This window comes from Nocardia brasiliensis (assembly GCF_011801125.1).
Taxonomy (GTDB): Bacteria; Actinomycetota; Actinomycetes; order Mycobacteriales; family Mycobacteriaceae; genus Nocardia; species Nocardia brasiliensis_C.
Window position 1 is genome coordinate 4,399,829 of the sequence record NZ_CP046171.1, and the last position, 19,717, is coordinate 4,419,545.

Consider the following 19,717-nt stretch of genomic DNA (forward strand, 5'->3'; position numbering starts at 1 on the left):
CCCTCGCGATCCGCGGCGCGCCAACGCAGATGATAGCGGCCGAGATCACCGCGATGATCGACCACGCGTGAGTCAGATCAGGGCCGTCTCCTCGTTGATCGCCTCGGCGATGGCTCGGGCATACGGCGCCCGGACGATGCCGTGATGGGTGGTGTCCAGCCGATGCCACCGGGTGGCCGTGGTCAAGTGCGCGGTCCAATCCTGTTGTCGCGCAGCGGTGGTCGGGCTCTCCGTGGTGGCGAGCCAGAGCTCGCCCGGCGTGCGGGTCAGACGCGGAAGCCGGTGCTCGACCATGCTGTCGAGGTTCGCGCGGCAACACCGGGCCAGGCGTTCGGCGTACGCGGTGGCCGCCGCGGCACCGGCATAGTCGAGTTCCCTGGCGAAGACGTCGTCGAGCCGAGCTCGATCGTAGGCGCGCACCAGCGGACCTGCTCCCGGCGGTGGCGGATCGATCAGGTGCAGCCCCCGCGCCGGATGTCCGGCGTGCTCGGCCTCGGCGGCCATCCCGAGCGCGACCCAGGCCCCGAAGGACCACCCGGCCAGCTGCCACCGCCACTCCTCGGCCGGGAAGCGGGTGCGCAGCGCGCCGTAGTAGTGCCGGGCCCGCTCCGTCAGCGTCCAGGACGGCGCGTTGGCCTGCCGCAGCGCCGGGTCGGCGATCAGGCACACGGTCAGCTCCGGCGCCAAGGCCGAGACCAACTCCCGGTAGGCCTGAATGTCGCCGCCGACCGGATGCACCAGGCACACGATGTCGCGGCCGCTGCCCGCCTGCCATATGTCGAGCACAACATCCTCCGGCCCGGCTGTTCCGGCCGATTCGACCAGCCTGCAGACGATCTCGTCGAGGCTGACCCGATGGCTGAATCGGGCCAGCTCGAGTTCGACACCGAAATGCTGCTTGATCGTGTCCAGCAGGTCGAGCATGGTCAGCGAGTCGGCGCCCAGGTCGTACAGCGAGGCGAGCCGATCGAGTTCGTCCAGCCCGAGCACGTCGCAGAGTTCGGCACGCAGCACCGCCTCCGCCGACTCGATCCCCACCGCGCCCGCCACCGCTGTCTCGCCGGTGGGCGCGGCGTAGAACGCGCGGGCCTCGTCCAGCTCGGTGGTGCAGACCAGCAGCTGCGGCAATCGCGCGCCGAGGGCGCGCGCGAACACCCGCTGCCCCTCCACGACACTGAGGCCGACGCCAAGACCGGGCTCCCCGGTGCCCGAATAGGATTCGTCGTCGCCGATCAGCCGGTGACGGCCGACGGGCAGGCCGCGGGCATATTCGCCCCCGGCGTGGTCGCGACGGTGCGCGACGAAGCAGGCAACGCGCTGACCGACGGTACCGATGGCAGGCTGCACATCGCGGGCCCCACCGTGGCCATGGGCTATCTGAATCGCCCTGACGCGCAACGGAACACCTTCGCCGACGGCGGCGTCTACACCGGCGACATCGCGCGCGTGGCCGACGGCACGGTGCACTATCTCGCGCGCGCCGACGACATGCTCAATCTCGGCGGCCACAAGGTCGCACCGGGCGAGATCGAGCGCGTCATCCAGGGTGTCGCCGGGGTGATCGACTGCGCCGTGGTCTCCGGCCGCAACGCGGACGGGCTGGACGACGCCATCGCCTACATCGTCGCCACCGGATCGGACCCCGCCATCGTCCGCCGTGCCGTCCTTGCCGCCCTGCGCACCGACCTGGCACCGTTCAAGCGCCCCAGCAGAATCGAGCTGGTCGATGCCCTCCCGACCACGTCGACCGGCAAGCTCGCGCGCTTCCAACTCCGCACGGCCGGCGCACGCTGAGCACGGGACGCCCGCCGAACTCGGCGCGCGGCCCGTGTCACGGAACGGTGCCGGGCAAGCGGGCCCGGCACACCTCTGCGTGATCGGTTCGTCAGGACGGGTCGGTGCACGTGGCGATGTAGCCGTCAAGTCTGATGAGGATGCGGGTGCCGGGGCGGGCGTGATAGCAGAACACGGCCGGACCGAAATCGCCTGGCCAGGGTCAGGCCGGTGGGTCCGGCACCGCTGATGAGGGTGTGGGTAGACAGGGGCACTGCTCTCCAGGAAGGAGTCAGCCGGGCCAACGAGGCCGGTCTCGCAGGCGCCGTTGAGCTGGTGCAGTCGCCCGACGGCCATCGCTGAGCGACACCCCCGCTACCACTGCGCCGTGCAACGTTCCGGGAGCAGTCCCTCCGCACAGCGCAGATGGTCGGCCACCTCGATCAGGATGTCGATCGAGTCCGGTGACAGCGTCGTGCACAGCCGGACGAGGCGGTCCATGGCCGGGTTGGTCAAGCCCTCGCCGAGCACGCCGTCCGGTGCGACCGCGATGTCCGGCAGTGCGACCGGAGCGGTCAGGTCTCCCGCCCGCACCCCGAAGTAGTCGGCCAACACCGAAAGCAGCGCGTCGGACGGATTGGTCCTGATGCCGTTGCGCAGCTGCGAAAGGTACGGCACCGACACGGGGTACCCGCGTTGCCGCAGCGCCTGTGCGAGCGCCCGGTTCGTCAATTGCCTGCCGTTGGCCCGGTGCCACCGGTCGAACAGCTGATTCAGCTGCACGGCAACGGGGTTGGGTGCAGCGACTGCCACTTTGCCTCGGGTGTCTCCCATAGCGCGTCCTTCGTCTACTGAGCCAATCCACCGAATTGGGCGCGGAGTTCGCGTTTGACGATCTTTCCGCTCGGATTCTTGGGCAGCGCGTCCACGAACACGACGTACTTCGGCCGTTTGTACGGCGCCAGCACCGCCTTCGCGTGGTCGAGGACCGCGTCCACAGTGACCGCACGATCGTCTCTGGCGACGATCACCGCGGTCACCGCCTCGATCCAATGCGGATGCGGGATACCGAACACCGCGACCTCGGCGACGCCGTCGACCCCGTACAGCGCCTCCTCGACCTCACGGGAAGCGACGTTCTCGCCCCCGGTCTTGATCATGTCCTTCTTGCGGTCGACGACGCTCAGGTATCCGTCCGGGCTCAGCACGCCCAGATCACCCGAATGGAACCAGCCGCCCCGGAACGCCTCGGCGGTCTTGTCCGCGTCGTTGTAATAGCCCGCCGTGACGTGCGGGCTGCGGTGCACGATCTCGCCGACCACGCCCGCGGGCACCGGTTCGCCGTCGTCGTCCACCACCGCGGTCTCGACATTGATCGCCGGCCTGCCCGCGCTGCCCGCATGGTCGACCTGCTCGTCCGGCCGCAGGATGGTGGCCATCGGTGCGAGTTCGGTCTGCCCGTAGAAGTTCCACAACCGCACGCCGGGCAGGCGGCGCCGCATCTCGTGCAACACCTCCACCGGCATCGGCGAGGCACCGTAATACCCTTTGCGCAGGCTCGACAGATCCGTGGTGTCGAACTCGGGACAGCGCAGCAGCGAGATCCACACCGTGGGCGGCGCGAACAACTTGGTGATGCGATGGCTCTCGATGGTCGCCAGCAACACCCGCGGGTTTGGCTGGGGCAGGATGACGCTGGTCGCCCCGAGATAGACGTCCACCGCGAAGAAGCAGTCCAGCTGCGCGCAGTGATACATCGGCAGGGCGTGCACCTCCACGTCGTCGGCGCTCATCTCACCGTCCACCGCACAGCTGACATACTGGCTGATCAGCGAGCGGCTGGTGTGAATGACGCCCTTCGGGCTCGACTCGGTGCCCGAGGTGTACATCAGCCGGATCGGATCGTCGTCGGCGATCGGGATGTCGATCGGGGCCGCGGACTCGCTCAGGCACCATCGGCCCACGTCCGACCACCCCGCGGCCGGCTCCCCGCCGATCTGGCCGAGCACGGCGATCGACAGCCCGGCCCGCGTTATCGCCTCGGCCGCGGTCGGCACCAGCGCGTCTTCGGCGACCAATCCCGAAGCTCGCGAGTCGGTCAGGATGTAGGCGACTTCCCGGCTCGTCAGCATGAAGTTGATCGGCACCAGCACCACGCCCAATCGGGCCGTCGCGAAGGTGAGCACCGCGAATTCCCACCGGTTGTGGCTCAGCAGGGCCAGCCGATCACCCTTCGCGATGCCGCGTTCGTCGAGCGCGTGCGCCGCCCGGTTCACCGCCGCGTCGAACTCGGCATAGGTGAAGCGCCGGTCCCCGTCGACGACGGCGAGCTTGCCCGGATACCGGCGCGCGGTGCGATGCAACAGGTCGCCGACGCCGTGCCGCCGCGCACGGGCGAGGTCGGTCGCTGTCGTGTCCGCCGCTGCGGCCGATGCTTCAGAGCGCAACGTTCACCGCTTTGGTCTGCAGGTAGAGATCGAGCGCGCCGCCGAGTTCGCGTCCCCACCCCGACTGTTTGAACCCGCCGAACGGTAACGCGCTGTCGAAGGCGTTGTACTGGTTGACCCAGACCGAACCCGCCTTCAACGCTTTGGCGGTGCGGTGCGCCTTGGACAGGTCACGGGTGAAGACGCCGGCGGCCAGCCCGTAGATCGAATCGTTGGCCGCGGCGATCGGGCCGTCCTCGGCACTGAATCGCTGGGCCACCACGACCGGGCCGAAGATCTCCTCACGCACGATGCTCTGCTGCGGGTGCACGTCCACGAAGACCGTGGGTTCGACGTAGTAACCCGTGTCGCCCCAGCGCTTTCCGCCGGTCAACGCCCGCGCACCGTCGGCGTGGCCCTGCGCCATGTACCCGACGACCCGATCGAGCTGCTCCTGCGAAACCAACGGACCGAGCTGAGTGGCGGGATCGAGACCGGGTCCGATCTTCACCGCCGCGACGGCGTCGGACACCGCGCGGGTGAACTCGTCGAAGATCGAGTCCTGCACGAAGAGCCTGGTTCCGGCCACACACGACTGACCGTGGTTGAACAGCAGTCCGTTGACCGCGCCGGGCACCGCCACCTCGGGGTCCGCGTCGGCGAACACGATGACGGGGCTCTTGCCGCCGAGCTCGAGCGAGACCTTCTTGAGGTTGCCGCCTGCCGCGGCGAGCACCCGCTTGCCGACCTCCGTCGATCCGGTGAACGCGATCTTGTCCACGTCGTGGTGGGCGGCCAGCGCGGCGCCGGCATCGCCGAAGCCGGGCACCACGTTCACCACGCCCGGCGGAAAGCCTGCCTCCTCGAACAGGCTGCCCAGCAGCAGCGAGGTCAGCGGGGTCTGCTCGGCGGGCTTGAGCACCACCGTGTTTCCGGCCGCCAGTGCGGGCGCGATCTTCATGGTGGCCATCAGCAGCGGAAAGTTCCACGGGGTGATCTGCCCGCATACGCCCAGCGGCTCGCGCAGGGTGTAGGCGTGGAACTCACCGCCCGGCGCGAACGGCATCGACACCGAGACCGTCGCACCCTGGATCTTGCTGGCCCAGCCCGCACAGTAGCGGAAGATGTCCCCGGACCAGCCCGCGTCCACCACCTGCGCGATGCCCGCCGACTTGCCGTTGTCGAGTGACTCCAGCTGTCCGAAGATCTCGGCCCGCTCGGTGAGCAGATCGCCGACGCGCCAGATCAGGCGTTCGCGCTCGTTCGGCTTCATCCGCGCCCACGGACCGTCCTCGAACGCCGCTCGCGCCGCCCTGACCGCGCGGTCGATGTCCTCGCGCTCACCGTGAGCGACGGTGGTCAGGATCTCGCCGGTAGCCGGATCGTGGGTCGCGAACACCTTGCCCGACGCCGCGGGCACCCACTCGCCCCCGATCAGCATGTTCCGGGAGGTACGCACAAACTCGCTGACCGCGGGCAGCACCGGGAATTCAACGGCGATGGTCACATTCGTCTCCTCGACAGTCGGGGCGAGCTTGCGCTCGCTCGATCGCTCCGAGTGCAGAATGCGACTTCGACAGGGGTGCGCGGTGACCCAATTCTGGACACGTCCCGCCGATGTTCACATCTGCGACACCGCATCCCGCGAGTTCGGACCAAGCTTCGAACTGGACCACATCAGCGAGGAGGCCTCATGTACCGATTGACCGTGCTCTATCCGCCCCCAGCCGACACCGACCACTTCCGCAGCTACTACCTGTCCACGCATCTGCCGCTGACCGCGAAACTGCCGGGCCTGCAATCAATGCGGTACAGCCTCGACGTAGCGGCGGTGGACGGCGCGAGCCCGTACTTCGCGATCTGGGAGGCGGAGTTCGATTCGGTGGAGGCGATGGGCGCGGCGATCGCCTCGCCGCAGGGGCAGGCCGTGGTCGCCGACGTGGCGAACTACGCCACCGGCGGCGCGCAGATCATCCACTATCCGGTGACCGCGGCCGAACCCGCGCGTCCCGTCGCCTGACCGGCGCGGTGGGCGGGATCCGGGCGGGCCCGCTCACCGCGCCGCGGCGGGCGGCGCGATGCCGTAGCGACGGATGGCGCGATACAGCGTGGTGCGGCTGATGCCCAACTGCCTGGCGGCGACCAGCTTGTTGCCCTCCGCGGCGCGCAGTGCGTCGACGATGGCATCGTGTTCGGCGCGTTCGATCGGCGTCAGCTTCCGGATCGGGGCTCGACCGCGATAGCGCTCCGGCAGGTCGTGCACGGTCACATCGCCGACCCGCCTGGTGGTCACCACATGCCGCACGACCGCGTGCAATTCGGTGAGGTTCCCCGGCCAGTCCTGCGCTGCGAGCGACTCCAATGCCCCGGTCGTCCACCGCAATTCCCGCGGCGCGCCGAGCTCGGCCGTCATCGACAACACCAGGCCGGGGACATCGCTCGATCGGGCGCGCAAGGGCAGCAGGTCGATCTGGTGCACACAGTGGGCCCGCATGACGCGGTGATGCGCGTCGAGTCCGTTCTCGGCCCCGCTGGTCAGCACCACCCGCGCCCGGCTGCCGACCAGTGCGCGCGCGAGATAGCGCGCCACCGACTCGGGCAGCAGCTCGGTCGCCTCGATCACCACGACGTCGGTGTTCGACAGGGCATCGGATACCTGACCGAGCCACGGGGCATGGCCGAGCGCGACGGTGTCGCTCGCGTCGAACCAGGTCGTCGCCGCGGGGCCGGCGATCTCCCGTGCGGTGCGGGTGCGTCCGGTCCCCGGCTCGCCGCAGATGGCGACGTGCCCGTCCTGCAGCGGATCCGAGGCCGGCGGCTCGGCCGCACCGCGTTCGAAGACGAACAGCACACCGTCGCCGACCGGACGCACCGCGACGCGCACCGTGCGCCCGGAGCTGAGGTTCAGCATCATCCGTGTCTGGGCGCGCGGCGCATCGCCCGCGATCCCGCGCAGCACCGCGTGGTCGGCCGGGCCGAGGGTTTCGATCGCGATCTTGTTGGCCACGAACACGTCGCCGCGCACCGCGGCGACCGCGACCGTGCGATCCCGCAGCACCGCCGACTGGAAGGTGCCGAAAAGTTGTTGCTCGGCGGCCTTGGTGTCGGAGGTCAGGCGCTCCTCGATCCGCCGCACCGCCGACAGCACGAACGGCGCGAGCAGCTGATTGGATTCGTTCGCCGCACAGGTGATGTCGAGGACACCCTCGAGTCTGCGGGTCACCGGATGGATGATCGGGTGGCCGTAACAGTTGAACTGCTTGAGTTCCTCGATGTAGTGCTCACTACCCTGCACCGCAACGCCGACACCGGCCTCGGCGGCGGTGGCCAGCGAATTGGTCCCGATAGCCGCCTCGTCCAGGCGGCGGCCACGGATGAGCCCCATCCGTTCGAGCCGGGTCCGGGCGTTGGCGTCGCCGCTGGCCAGCTCGACCAGCCGCAGATCCCGATCGGCCAGTACGACGGCGACCTCGGTGCCGCGCAGCACCACGCCGAGATCCTCCAGGACCGGCGCGGCGGCGCGAACCAGCCGGCTCTGCGGATCCAACTCGTCGACCCCGGCGCTGCGCACGGGGACCGCTGGGTCGAGGCCCGCCAGCTCGGCACGCCGCCATGATGCGGCGATCACCGGCCGCAATAGGGATTGCTGGCTACTCATCAGACCTCCTCTGACACCTCACGAGCCCACCGCGATCGGTCGACCGGAATCCGAGTGAGACATAGTGTATCGGTAACATATTCCGAAAGCGCGTGACTTCAGAATGACGATCAGGGAGAAACGGCTATGGTCACCAAGATCGCCCTCGAAGAACATTTCGGCGCTACCGATCCCGACATCGTCGAACAATCCGCCGAACATTTCGACGCCGACGCCTGGCCCGCACACCGCGCCATGCTGCTCGATATCCAGGAGCGCAGGCTGCGGCACATGGACGAAACCGGCATCGAAAAGGCGGTGCTCTCTTTGCTTTCGCCGGGGATCCAGTCGATTCACGAACCGGACAAAGCGGTGAATTGGGCGCGCAGGCTGAATGACTACGCCGCCGATCAGGCCGCTGTTCGTCCGGACCGGTTCGCCGCGTTCGCCGCGGTGCCGATGCAGGATCCCGCGGCGGCCGAGGTGGAGCTGCGCCGGGCCGTCACCGAATTGGGCCTGGTCGGCGCGCTCATCAATGGTTTCTCGCAGGTCGGCGACGAATCCACGGTGGTATACCTCGACGACATCCGTTATGCCGGGTTCTGGCGCACGGTCGCCGAACTGCGCGTACCCGTCTATTTGCATCCGCGCGATCCACTGCCGAGCATGAGCACGCAATACGACGGCCATCCGTGGCTGTACGGCTCCGCGTGGGCCTTCTCGGTGGAGACCGCGACCCACGCGTTGCGGCTGATGGGCAGCGGACTCTTCGATCGTCATCCCGGCCTCACCATCATTCTCGGGCACCTCGGCGAACTGCTGCCCTTCAACATCTGGCGCACCGATCACCGCACGGCGGTGGCACCGCGCGGGCTCGCCGTCGAGAAGTCGTTCGGCTATTACCTGCGAAACAATTTCTACCTCACCACCAGTGGAAACTTCCGTACGCCCGCGCTGCTCGACACCATTCAGGAGGTGGGTGCGGACCGCCTGCTCTTCTCGGTCGACTACCCGTTCGAGGACATGCACGAGGCCGCGGCCTGGTTCGATCGACTCGAGCTCAACGAGCGCGACCATCACAAGATCGCCTACGGCAACGCCGCCGAGTTGTTCGGCTTCGCCGGCAAACAGGCGTGAGTGTGGTGCCGATGCCGGCACCACACTCACCTCCCTCGCGGCGGACTAATTGCCCTGTGGCCGCATCTTGTAGTACGCCCACCGGAAGTGCTCATAGGTGCCGAAGGAACCCGGCACGGTGTGCACCGGCATTTCCGTGCCGTCGAGCCAGCCGGCCGAGACGTAATCCGTCGAGTCGGTGTAGAACGTCTTCTCCATCTGAACCTCCTGTCCGGGTGCGCATTTCACCTTTATCCACCCCGGAATGGTGTGCAGTGTGAACGGCGGGGTCAGCTGGCCGACCATCGGCCGTCCCGGTTTGTAATCACCGAATTCCAGCGTTGTCTTCGAGCAGATTCGCGTCCCGGACGGCCGCGCGTCGATCAGCGGGCCCGAGTAGCGTCCGTCGTTGCGCATGATGCCGTAGAACTCGCTCGCACCGCCGTCGGGCTCCATCACCGGCGCGTACTCCCAGCCCGCCCAGGACTTGTTCGGGTCGAGAATGGAATCGACCACGCTGCCGAACATGCGCATGCGCCAATAGCCCGCGCGCCAGCCGGTGATGTCGATCTGGCGGCCCGCGATGGTGACCGAGCCGGTCGCCCTGCTGTTGAGCACGATCTCGTCCATCAGCGAATCGGTGCCGGGGTCGCCGCCGACCTTGATCAGTCCGTGCGGTCCGGCCACCGGTTCGGTGGCGGTGAAGTCGGCGGCGGCCAGCGGCGAGAATCCCTTCACCTGCCAGCTGTTGGTGTCGGCCGCGTAGTTGATGCTGTAGTTGGAACCGCGCATTCCCGGCTTGCCGTCGGCGGTCGCCCAATCCGCCCAACCACCGGCGGGCAGCCCGTCCTTGAACGACAGGATCCCGTTCATGAAGGGCAGCTGTGGCGCCTTCTCATAGGACAGCTGCCCGACCGCCCACATGAACGGACCGCCCTTGCCGATCGCCCGTTGCCCCCAGAACGGCTCGGCCTCGACCACGACGATCATCCGTTGCGGGTTCTGCGGATCCTTGAGCCACCACCAGGAGATGCCGACGTCGCCGAACTCGTTGCGCTCGAGCTGCGAATCCTCCGGGGTCGCGACCCGGACGGGATAGTCGTTCGGATCGAGGTCGTAGGAGGTGGGCTCCCACTCCGGCGGCACCGCGACCGCGGTGCCTGGCGAGCCGACGATCGCGCCGGTGACGGCGAACAGGACGATCGACGATCGCGCCAGGCTCGCCAACCAGCCACGACGCCGCCGTGACCCGGCCGCGGGTCGAGAAGCTCTTTCGTTGCCGGGCAACAGGTTACGATCTCGAGCAGATCTGATGACACCGAACATATCCGACCACTTTCTCTCCGGAAGCCTCGACTTCCAGGACTGGTTGAGCGGGTCAGACCGCGCGCTTCGGCTGACCCGCATGGTGAACGATTTCGCGCCCGATGCCGGCTAACCGCCGTTCGGCATCGGTGCGGGGGCGATGACGTCGAAGACATTGGGCAGGCCTGCGGCATAGCGCCGGTCATCCTCGGCGCGGATGCCCTCGAGCAGCTTCGGCGGCGAGTAATCCGGCAACCAGCAGCGCCCCTCGCTGGCGCCCGCCTGGTCGAGAATGCCGTTGACCGCGATGCGGGCGGTCTCCATCGCGCTCTCCTGCGAGTCGACCGCGGTGGAATTACGGACCGCGCCACCGGCGAGGAACAGGTTGGGAATCGCGCTGATCGGGGCGGGCCGCGGACTGCGTCCCGCGTTCCCGAGCGCGTCGCCGGCCCGGGTATCGGTCACCTGCCAGCCCGAATCCGCCCACCGCAGTGTGGTGTGCGGGGTCCAGCCCACGAAATTGCCCGGCCGGAACGCATCCGCCATGCCCGCGTACCTGATCAGGAACTCCCGGAGTTCGACCAGGGTCTCCTCCTGCGTCAGTTCCAGCATCGGCTTGCCGTACACGAGGCCTGGCACCGAGAACAGCGAGGTGGAGAAGATCTCGATATCGAGCGCGGCCGCGGCCTCGCCGTTTCCGTACCGGCGCAGATCCCGCTGCCAGATGGCGTTGACACCGCCGAGGAACATGTACCACTGGTCCTGCGGCGCGATGAAGCCGAGCGTGACGTCGAGTTCGCGAAAGAACAGCTGGAAGCCGGTCTCGTAGGCGGGCACCACATTCCACGCGTCCCGGAGTCCGTTGTCGGCGGCCAGCAGGTCGGGGGTGAATACACTCTGCATCCGGTCGCCCGGTATCGCGACGACGAAAAAGTCCGCCTGCACCTCGATCGCCCGGCCCGCCGGATCCCGTACCGTGGCACCGACGATCCGCCCGTTGTCGATGGCGAGCTTGGTCAGCGTGTGCCGCAGGTTGAACGAGGCGCCGTGCGATTCCAGGTACCGGGCCCACGGGTCGAACCACACCTCGGTCTCCGGCCCGTCGAAGCAGATGCCGGCCGGAAGGGCCGACGAGGCAGCGGGATTCAGGCCCCAGTAGTAACCCGGCCGTCCCTCCGCGGTGCGGAATATCGGATCGATGAAGAAGTCCTTCAGCGCATTCGCCGATCCGCCTTGGTCTTTCGCGTCGCTGCCGAGGGAATGTTCTATGCCCCACGGGATCCACGCGGCATTCGGCGACATCTGGTCGGTCCGGAAGAATTCGCGCAAGGTCATGCTGTCGAGCTGGCCGCGACACCTGGCCGGTCCCGAGGTGATCCAGGCGGCGGTCTTACTGGCCAGCAATGCCACGTCGGCCGGGGTGTAGCCACCGAGCTGCGCGAAAGCCTCCAGGAAGTACTGCGGATATTTCTCGACCGGCATGCTGCGGATCGCCGCCGCCGTCAGCGGAAGCGGGACGTTCAGCCTGGTCTGGCCGATGGCGACCGGAACACGCTGTCCCTGACTGCCCGCCGGAACTCCGGGATTGTCCGGAATGAACGCGGCGCGATCGAACACGCTGCCGCCCCGGCCGTCGGGAATGCGCTTGAGCGTTTCGGGCAGGATCGCGTAACTCGGCAGGATGAAATGCTGGGCACTCATCTCGAACGGATACGGAGAGGTGCCGGGCGGGTTGGTGTAAGCCCGGACCATTCCGCCGAGTCGCTCATTCTTGTCGTACAGCGTGACCTGGAAACCGCGCTCGGCCAATTCGTGTGCCGCCGCCATTCCGCCCGGCCCGCCGCCAAAGACCGCGACGCGCCGCCCGCGCGCCGGGTCCGCGCCCGAGCGACCTGGTCCGAGCAACGTCGAGACCGGGCCGAGCAGCGCCGCGGCCGCGATCCCGGTCAACACCTGCCGTCGCGGCACCACCGCGGGCCGCGAGGCACCGGCGACCGCCGTGCTTGCTGGCAGCTCACCATGTTCTTCCATGCAGTGCTGGCCTTTCCTGTGCAGCCGTCATGTTCTGACCGAAGCCGTCCCGTCCCGGGCACCGCCCGCCGCACAAGCAATCGGCGCTGGCCCGGTATGTGTCCGGTGACACAATTCGACCACCGGACGTTCGACGCTTTGTGTTCAGAATCAGGACACTTCAATTCGGCGCAAAGATCGGTTTCGCACTGATCGTGACCAGGGGCTATTGCAGGCCGAGGAACCGCTCGGCATTACCGCCGCAGATAAGCGCCCGCTGGGCGGGAGTGAGAAAGTCGCTCTTTCCGACGACCGCACCGGCCGGGCGCTCCCCCAATGGATACGGATAGTCGCTGCCCAGCATCACCCGCTCGGGCCCGACGGTATCGACGAGCATGCGCAGTGCGCGCTCGTCGAAGACGACCGAGTCCACGTGGAATCGCCCCAGGTAATGCGAGGGTGGATAGCGGGAATTGCTGCCGACCACGTCATGACGCTGATGCCAGGCGTTTTCGACACGGCCGAGCCAAAAGGCGAAAGAACCGCCGCCGTGAGCGAAACAGATCTTCAGCCGGTCATCGATCTGATCGAAGACGCCGCCGAGCACGAGCGCGAGCAGGGACAAATGGGTCTCCGCCGGCATGCCGGTCAGCCATTGGGCCATCCAGCGGTCCAGCCGTGGCGCGTGCGGCATGTCCCACGGGTGCACGAAGACGGGAACGTCCAGCGCCCGGCAATGCTGCAGGAAGGTCACCACACCGGCGTGGTCGAGATCGCGGTCACCGATGTGGTTGCCGATCTCGACGCCCCGATGTCCTTGCGCGACACAGCGTTCCAGCTCCCGGCAGGCCGCGTCGGTGTCCTGTAGCGGTACCTGGCAGAAGGGGATGAGCCGATCCGGCGCGGGCGCCACGATCGAGAGCGCGAGATCGTTGAAGATCCGGCTGATCCGGGCGGCCTCGGCGCCGTTTCTGCCGTAGTGGAAGAACACCGGGGTCGGCGAGACGACCTGGATGTCGATCCCGTCCGCGTCCATGTCGCGCAGGCGCGCCTCACTGTTCCAGCAGGTGTCATCGATCCGGCGGAACTCGGTGGACCCGAGCATGATCATCGCCTCGGATTCGGACTCGACCCGCAGCCACAGCTTATCCGCGTCCGCGTCGCCGCCGAGATCCGGCCAGGAACGCGGCACGTAGTGGGTATGAATATCGATGGCCCGCACCATTTTTCAGCCCTCGTTCCGCGACGATTCCGCACGCCGGGGTAGCCGCGCGATCGCCTGTATCTCGATGAGCAGGTGCGGATGCGGCAGCTGGTGCACCGCGACGGTCGTGCGCGCGGGACCGTCCTCGTCGAAGTATTCGGCGTAGACCTCGTTGTAGCCGCCGAAGTCGTTCATCGACACCAGGAAGGTGGTGACCTGCGCCAGGTCACTCAGGTCGGCACCGACGTCGGCGAGGATGGCCCGGATGTTCTCCAGCACGGCGCGGGTCTGCGCCCTGATGTCGAGATTCGTCACGCCCAGTTCGTCGACCTGCACACCGGCGAAGCTGTTGTCGGCGCGCCGGGAACTGGTACCCGAGACGAAGGCGAACTCCCCCACCACCTTGAGGTGGGGAAACCGGCCGCGTGGGCGCGCGAGGCCCGAGACCGTCCGCGCGCCGCTCACCGCGCACGCCCCGTGAACGACACCGAGCCGAGCCCTTCCACGCTGCCGACGACCCGACCGGGCACCAGCGGCACCGCCGCGGTGGCGGCGCCGGCGAGCACAACGTATCCCGCGCGCAACGCGATGCCGCGGCGCGTGACGACGGTACGCAACGCCGACAGCGCGCGAACCGGGTCGCCGAGAATGGCCGAGGTGGAGCCCACGGTTTCGGAGCCGTCCACCGTCAAGCGCACGGCCCGGTCCCGAATGCTCTGCATCGGTTGCCACGGACCGACCACATAGCCAGCCGCGGAAGTGTTGTCCGCCACCACATCCTGCACCGTGAACCGGAAGTCCCGGTACCGGGAGTCGATGATCTCGAGCGCCGGAGCCACCGCGTCGACGCACGCTTCGAACTCGGCGAGATCAGCGTCAGCTGTCACATCACGCGCCAGCCGATAGGCGATCTCGGGCTCGACTTTGGGATGAATGTAGCCGCTCAGATCCACCACCCCGCCGTCGGCGATCCGCGTGGCCGCGGTGAGCCGGCCGACGATCACCTCCGACACACCCATCTGCTCCATCTTCGCGACGCTGGTGAAGCCGAGTTTCACCCCGGAGACCAGATCACCGCGTTGCTGTCGTAAGTCGATGAGCGCCGCTTGAATGGCGTAGGCGTCGTCGAGGTCGAACCGGTAGGAGTCCGCGAGGCTGGCGATATCCGCGCCGTCGACCTGTGCGTCGTCCAGACGCAGGGCCAGCTCCGCGATCTCGGTCTGCGCGAGAGTCATTGTGTGAGTTCCTGTCTGGTGATATCGAGGGCGATGTCGGTGAGCATGTCCTCCTGCCCGCCGACCAGTCCGCGCCGCCCCGCCTCGGCCAGGAGGCGCCTGGTGTCGAGGCCGTGGCTCGCGGCGACGCGCTCGGCGTGCAGCAGGAAGCTGCTGTAGACCCCGGCGTAGCCCAGGGTCAGCGTTTCCCGGTCGACCTGGACCGGGCGCGTCCGCAAGGGCCGCACGAGGTCGTCCGCCGCGTCCTGCAGCGCGTAGAGGTCGCAGCCGGTTTCCCAGCCCTGCAGTGCGGCGACCGCCACGAACGCCTCGGCCGGGCAGTTGCCTGCCCCGGCCCCCTGGCCGGCCAGCGCGACATCCACCCGATAGGCGCCGTGTTCGACGGCGGTCACACTGTTCGCGACCGACAGCGAGAGGTTCTCGTGCGCGTGGATACCGATCTGCGTTGCCGGGTCCAGGATTTCGCGATACGCGTCGATGCGCTCGGCGACGTCACGCATGGTCAGCCGGCCGCCGGAGTCGGTGACGTAAACGCAGTGCGCGCCATAGGATTCCATCGACTTCGCCTGCCGGGCCAGCTCGTCGGGGGCGGCGAGATGGCTCATCATCAGGAAGCCGGACACATCCATCTCGTGCTCGCGCGCCCACTCGATATGCTGTGCGCTGATGTCGGCCTCGGTGCTGTGCGTGGCGATGCGCACGCTGCGCACGCCGAGATCCCTTGCGCGCCGCAGATGTTCGACGGTGCCGATGCCGGGCAGCAGCAGCGTGGTCAGCACGGCGTGCTCGAGCACCTCGGCGGCGGCCGCGATCCACTCCTCGTCGGTGTGCGCGCCGAACCCGTAGGTCAGGCACGAGCCGCCGAGCCCGTCGCCGTGCGCCACCTCGATGGCGTCAACGCCCGCCCGATCGAGAGCGGCCGCGATGGCACGCACATCGTCGAGCGAGTAGCCGTGTGCCACGGCGTGCATGCCGTCGCGCAAGGTCACGTCCTGCACGTAGATCCTCATGTGCGCACCCACCCCCGCAGTTCGGCGACGCGCTCTGCGGTGCGCAGCGCGGCCGAGGTCATGATGTCCAGATTTCCCGCATAGGTCGGCAGGTAGTGGCCGGCGCCGCTGACCTCGAGAAACACCGATACCTTGACCCCGCTGACCCGACGCCCCAGCGTGGGCACTAAGACATCGGTGACCGTGTCGAACTGGACCTCCCGTTTGACGCGATACCCGGGCGCGTACGCCGCGACGGCCCGCGCCATCCGCGCGACCGCGGCGGTGATCGCGTCGCGATCGATCCCGGTATCGGCGATCAGACAGAACACGGTGTCGCGCATGACAATCGGCGGCTCGGCCGGATTGATCACGATGATCGCCTTACCCGCCTCGGCCCCGCCGACGCGGCGCAGCGCCGCGGCGGTGGTCTCGGTGAACTCGTCGATATTGGCGCGCGTGCCTGGGCCCGCGGAGCGCGCCGAGATCGAGGCGACGATCTCGGCGTAGGCCACCGGTGCCACCCGGGAGACCGCGGCGACGATCGGGACGGTCGCCTGGCCGCCACAGGTGACCATGTTGAGGTTCGGTTGCGCGAGATGCTCGTGCACGTCGAGGGCGGGCACGACGAACGGCCCGAGCGCGGCCGGAGTCAGGTCGATCATCAATTTGCCCTGTGCGGCCGCCAGTTTCGCGTGCCGGGCATGCGCGTGGGCGGAGGTCGCGTCGAAGATGATCCGCACGTCTTCGAAACCGGGCATGGCGAGCAACCCGTCGATGCCCGCGGCGGTGACCGCGACATTCATCCGAGCCGCACGCGCCAGTCCCGGCGAGGCGGGGTCGATGCCCGCCATCGCCGCCACGCGCAGGGTCGGCGACAGGCGCTTGATCTTGATCATGAGATCGGTGGCGATATTGCCGGAGCCGAGAATCGCGACCCCGACACCGCCGGACTGATCCGCCGTCATGCGTCCGCCTCCTCGAGCACGGCATCGACCTCGGCCATGCCATCGATCCGCAGCCGGAACGTGCCGGGGCCAGTGATCGGCACCATCGGGCCGAGCGCTCCCGACATCACGATCTCCCCGGCGCGCAGGGCACGCCCGCGCCGCACCAGTTCACGCGCGAGCCAGGCGACCGCGACGACCGGCGAGCCGAGACAGGCTTTGCCGATACCGGTGGAAAGCTGAGTCCCGTTGTAGTCCAGGCCCATTCCTAGGGCGGACAGATCCAGCCCGCACGGCGAGTACGGTGTCGTGCCGAGGACCACCGCGCCGCTGGACGCGTTGTCGGCCACGGTGTCGGCGATGCTCAGATCCCACCCCGCGATCCGGGAGTCCACGATCTCGATGGCGGGCAGCACGAAGTCCGTCGAGCGCAGCACATCGGCCACGGAGGCGCCCGGGTAATCGATGTCGCGGTCGAGCACGAACGCCAACTCCCCCTCGGCCCTCGGCTGCAACAGCGAGTTCAGCGGGATCGGCTGGCAGTGCGCAAAGACCATGTCGTCTAGCAGAATCCCGAAATCCGGTTCATAGACGCCGAACTGGTGCTGGACCACGGGTGCGGTCAAGCCGATCTTCGCGCCGACGACCCGTGCACCGCCCGCGATCCGCTCGTCGACCAGCAGTTGCTGTGTCGCATAGGCGGCGTCGATACCGTTCGCGCCCAACAGCTCTCGCACCGGCGCACAGGGGACAGCGGACGCTCGCGCCGTGCGCAGGCGCGCGGCGGCGGTCTCGATCGCGGTACTCGTCTCGACCGAACTCATAGCTGCACACAGACGTTCGTCGGTTCGGTGTAGAAGTGCAGCGACGCGGCGCCGCCTTCGCGGCCGATGCCGGACAACCCCATCCCGCCGAACGGCGAGCGCAGATCGCGCAGGAACCAGGTATTCAGCCACGCCATGCCGACGTGCATGGCCTGGGCCACGCGATGCCCGCGGCGCAGGTCGTTGGTCCACACCGCGGCCGCAAGGCCGTAGTCGGAGTCGTTGGCCAAGGCGATCACCTCCTCCTCGGTATCGAACGGAATCAGCGCGGCGACGGGTCCGAAGATCTCCTCGCGCACCGCGCGATCGCTGTTGGTCAGCCCGGTCCACAGGGTCGGCTCCAGCCACGCGCCGCCGTCCAGATCCGCACCGAGCGTGGGTATTCCGCCACCGACGACCGCCCTCGCGCCCTCCTGCTCGGCCAGCGCGAGATAGTCGAGCACCTTCTGCCGATGCGTGCGCGAGATCAGCGGACCGGTCGTGGTCGCCTCGTCGGTGGGGCTGCCGAGCCGCAACGCGCGGGCACTGTCGGCCAAACCCGCCACCACGTCGGCGAATATCCGACGGTGCACGTAGACGCGCTCGGTGCACAGACAAACCTGTCCGGTGTTGGTGAACACCGACCGGCTCAGCCCGGCCACCGCCTCCGCGAGATCCACGTCGTCGAAAACGATCGCCGCGTTCTTGCCGCCCAGTTCGAACGACACCGGGCGCACCCGCGGCGCGACATTCGCCATCACCTTCGTGCCGGTCGCCGAGGAACCGGTGAAGGTCACGCCGTCGATCCCGGGGTGGGCGGTGAGCCGGTCCCCGGTCGCGCCCGCACCGTGGATCACGTTGTACACGCCCGCGGGTAGGCCGACCTCGGCGAGCACCTCGGCGAGCAGCACCGCGGTCGACGGCGTCAGCTCACTGGGTTTCACCACCACCGCGTTGCCGCAGCCGAGGGCAGGAGCCACCTTCCAGGTCAGCAACAGCAGCGGCAGATTCCACGGCACGATCACCGCGACGACACCCAACGGCTTGCGCACGGTGTAGTTCAACGCGCGCCGCCCACCGGGCAGGTCGGTGAAGAACGCGTCTTCGCCCGTCGCGACGACGAGATCGGCGAAGGCACGGAAGTTCGCGATGGCCCGCGGCACATCCAGTTCCCGAGCCAGCCGGATCGGCTTTCCGGTATCGGCGACCTCCGCCGCGACGAACTCCTCGAACCGTTCCTCGATCCGGCGCGCCGTACGGCGCAGTAGCTCGGCCCGCTCCCCCGGCGGCGTATGTGACCAGCCGCCAACAGCTTCGGCGGCCGACTCGACCGCGCGGTCCACCAGATCGGCACCGGCGACATCGACCCGCGCCAGCACCGCGCCCGTCGCCGGATCCCGTTTTTCCAGCCCGTCGTCGCCGATCGGCTCGACGAATTTCCCGTCGACAAAATTGCGAATCCAGCTGTCGTTCCCAGTCACAGGACCAGCCTGCACCGCATTGCCGACCCCAACAAATACCTTGATTCGGTCCTCCTATACCGGAGCTGCTATGCCTGCCGATATAGACGTTCCGCTATAGGTGTACGGGCGTAGAGTATTTGCCTGCGCCGATTTTCGGTTCCAAGCTGTTCATACCTGGGCACCATGTCGCACGAGCGGTGCCGAAATCCGATCGATCCGGCAGGAGGAATGTGCTGTGGTGTCCAAAAGGAGTTTGCGGTCGTTCAACCTTCAGGGGTGGATCGACGAGCACCAGCATCTGCTGCGGCCGCCGGTCGGGAACGCCCAGATCTGGGAAGACGTCGACCTCATGGTCACCGTCGTCGGCGGGCCGAACCAGCGCACCGATTTTCACGACGACCCGGTCGAAGAGTTCTTCTATCAGCTCGAGGGAAACATGGTGCTGCGGGTGATCGACGAGGAGGGCAAGCCCCCGGTCGACATCCAGATCCGCAAGGGAGACGTGTTCCTCGCCCCCGCCCACCTGCGCCACTCGCCGCAGCGCCCCGAACCGGGCAGCATCGGGCTCGTCGTGGAATTCGCCCGCCCGGCAGGCGCATTGGACGGATTCGAGTGGTTCTGTACCAACTGCTACCGCCTTGTCCACCGCACCGAGGTCCAACTCGCCTCCATCGTGCGGGATCTGCCGCCGGTGTTCGACGCCTTCTATGCCGATGAGCAGGTCCGCACGTGCGCGCACTGCGGTCACCTGCACCCGGGACGGCACTGGCCGAGTGGCCTCGAACCGGTCACCGTCCCGTAGCGCCCGC

General features: G+C 68.0%; 18 protein-coding genes. 4 read left to right on the forward strand and 14 right to left on the reverse strand.

The features are described 5' to 3' along the window. Positions 1–72: 72 nt before the first annotated feature. Positions 73–1,155 (reverse strand): thioesterase domain-containing protein, encoded by a 1,083-nt coding sequence (locus tag F5X71_RS19775; protein WP_203218189.1) that lies wholly within the window; start codon positions 1,153–1,155, stop codon positions 73–75. Positions 1,156–1,239: 84 nt separating this feature from the next. Here F5X71_RS19775 and F5X71_RS36640 point away from each other — a divergent pair, with 84 nt between their 5' ends. Next, on the forward strand, positions 1,240–1,794 hold the full coding sequence (locus tag F5X71_RS36640; protein ID WP_203218190.1) for a class I adenylate-forming enzyme family protein: 555 nt from the start codon (positions 1,240–1,242) through the stop codon (positions 1,792–1,794). Between the two features lie 354 nt (positions 1,795–2,148). On the opposite strand, the gene F5X71_RS19785 is transcribed toward F5X71_RS36640, so the two are convergent. Genes F5X71_RS19785 through F5X71_RS19795 form a run of 3 tightly spaced genes read right to left on the reverse strand, consistent with a single transcriptional unit; the run spans position 2,149 to position 5,640 of the window. Continuing rightward, positions 2,149–2,607, reverse strand: a complete 459-nt coding sequence (locus F5X71_RS19785) for a helix-turn-helix domain-containing protein (RefSeq protein ID WP_167463383.1) — start codon at positions 2,605–2,607, stop codon at positions 2,149–2,151. 14 nt (positions 2,608–2,621) lie between these two features. Next, positions 2,622–4,220: an acyl-CoA synthetase gene (locus F5X71_RS19790; protein WP_167463384.1), complete on the reverse strand. Its 1,599-nt coding sequence runs from the start codon at positions 4,218–4,220 to the stop codon at positions 2,622–2,624. Further along, positions 4,210–5,640 carry an aldehyde dehydrogenase family protein gene (locus F5X71_RS19795; RefSeq protein WP_167466583.1) on the reverse strand — a complete coding sequence of 477 codons (1,431 nt, stop codon included), beginning with the start codon at positions 5,638–5,640 and terminating at the stop codon, positions 4,210–4,212. The genes F5X71_RS19790 and F5X71_RS19795 overlap by 11 nt, the downstream gene beginning before the upstream one ends. Before the next feature lie 252 nt (positions 5,641–5,892). On the opposite strand from F5X71_RS19795, the gene F5X71_RS19800 reads away from it, so the two are divergent. Then, positions 5,893–6,219, forward strand: a complete 327-nt coding sequence (locus F5X71_RS19800) for an EthD family reductase (RefSeq protein WP_167463385.1) — start codon at positions 5,893–5,895, stop codon at positions 6,217–6,219. 33 nt (positions 6,220–6,252) lie between these two features. On the opposite strand, the gene F5X71_RS19805 is transcribed toward F5X71_RS19800, so the two are convergent. Then, complete coding sequence (locus F5X71_RS19805) at positions 6,253–7,857, reverse strand: sigma-54-dependent Fis family transcriptional regulator (protein ID WP_167463386.1); 1,605 nt, start codon at positions 7,855–7,857, stop codon at positions 6,253–6,255. A gap of 126 nt (positions 7,858–7,983) precedes the next feature. Between F5X71_RS19805 and F5X71_RS19810 the strand changes: the two genes are divergently transcribed. Further along, complete coding sequence (locus F5X71_RS19810; protein WP_167463387.1) at positions 7,984–8,973, forward strand: amidohydrolase family protein; 990 nt, start codon at positions 7,984–7,986, stop codon at positions 8,971–8,973. A gap of 45 nt (positions 8,974–9,018) precedes the next feature. Here the strand turns inward: F5X71_RS19810 and F5X71_RS19815 are convergent, their stop codons facing one another. From F5X71_RS19815 to F5X71_RS19855, 9 genes are all read right to left on the reverse strand, one after another. Further along, positions 9,019–10,179, reverse strand: coding sequence for a hypothetical protein (locus tag F5X71_RS19815; RefSeq protein ID WP_167463388.1), 1,161 nt, complete (start codon positions 10,177–10,179; stop codon positions 9,019–9,021). Between the two features lie 207 nt (positions 10,180–10,386). After that, positions 10,387–12,288, reverse strand: a complete 1,902-nt coding sequence (locus tag F5X71_RS19820) for an FAD-dependent oxidoreductase (RefSeq protein WP_167463389.1) — start codon at positions 12,286–12,288, stop codon at positions 10,387–10,389. A gap of 205 nt (positions 12,289–12,493) precedes the next feature. Next, a complete protein-coding gene (locus F5X71_RS19825; protein ID WP_167463390.1) occupies positions 12,494–13,492 on the reverse strand; it encodes an amidohydrolase family protein in 999 nt (332 codons plus the stop codon). 3 nt (positions 13,493–13,495) lie between these two features. Next, positions 13,496–13,936, reverse strand: a complete 441-nt coding sequence (locus F5X71_RS19830; protein WP_167463391.1) for a RidA family protein — start codon at positions 13,934–13,936, stop codon at positions 13,496–13,498. Continuing rightward, complete coding sequence (locus F5X71_RS19835) at positions 13,933–14,706, reverse strand: 2-keto-4-pentenoate hydratase (protein WP_167463392.1); 774 nt, start codon at positions 14,704–14,706, stop codon at positions 13,933–13,935. Before F5X71_RS19835 ends, F5X71_RS19830 begins: the two co-directional genes overlap by 4 nt. Next, the gene (dmpG, locus tag F5X71_RS19840; RefSeq protein ID WP_167463393.1) at positions 14,703–15,716 is read right to left on the reverse strand and encodes a 4-hydroxy-2-oxovalerate aldolase; all 1,014 of its coding nucleotides are present in this window, start codon (positions 15,714–15,716) and stop codon (positions 14,703–14,705) included. The genes F5X71_RS19835 and dmpG overlap by 4 nt, the downstream gene beginning before the upstream one ends. Next, a complete protein-coding gene (locus F5X71_RS19845) occupies positions 15,713–16,663 on the reverse strand; it encodes an acetaldehyde dehydrogenase (acetylating) (RefSeq protein WP_167463394.1) in 951 nt (316 codons plus the stop codon). The genes dmpG and F5X71_RS19845 overlap by 4 nt, the downstream gene beginning before the upstream one ends. After that, positions 16,660–17,466: a 2-keto-4-pentenoate hydratase gene (locus F5X71_RS19850; RefSeq protein WP_167463395.1), complete on the reverse strand. Its 807-nt coding sequence runs from the start codon at positions 17,464–17,466 to the stop codon at positions 16,660–16,662. The genes F5X71_RS19845 and F5X71_RS19850 overlap by 4 nt, the downstream gene beginning before the upstream one ends. Further along, positions 17,463–18,926, reverse strand: a complete 1,464-nt coding sequence (locus F5X71_RS19855; protein WP_167463396.1) for a 2-hydroxymuconic semialdehyde dehydrogenase — start codon at positions 18,924–18,926, stop codon at positions 17,463–17,465. Before F5X71_RS19855 ends, F5X71_RS19850 begins: the two co-directional genes overlap by 4 nt. A 217-nt stretch (positions 18,927–19,143) precedes the next feature. On the opposite strand from F5X71_RS19855, the gene F5X71_RS19860 reads away from it, so the two are divergent. After that, positions 19,144–19,710, forward strand: a complete 567-nt coding sequence (locus tag F5X71_RS19860; protein ID WP_167463397.1) for a 3-hydroxyanthranilate 3,4-dioxygenase — start codon at positions 19,144–19,146, stop codon at positions 19,708–19,710. Positions 19,711–19,717 lie beyond the last annotated feature (7 nt).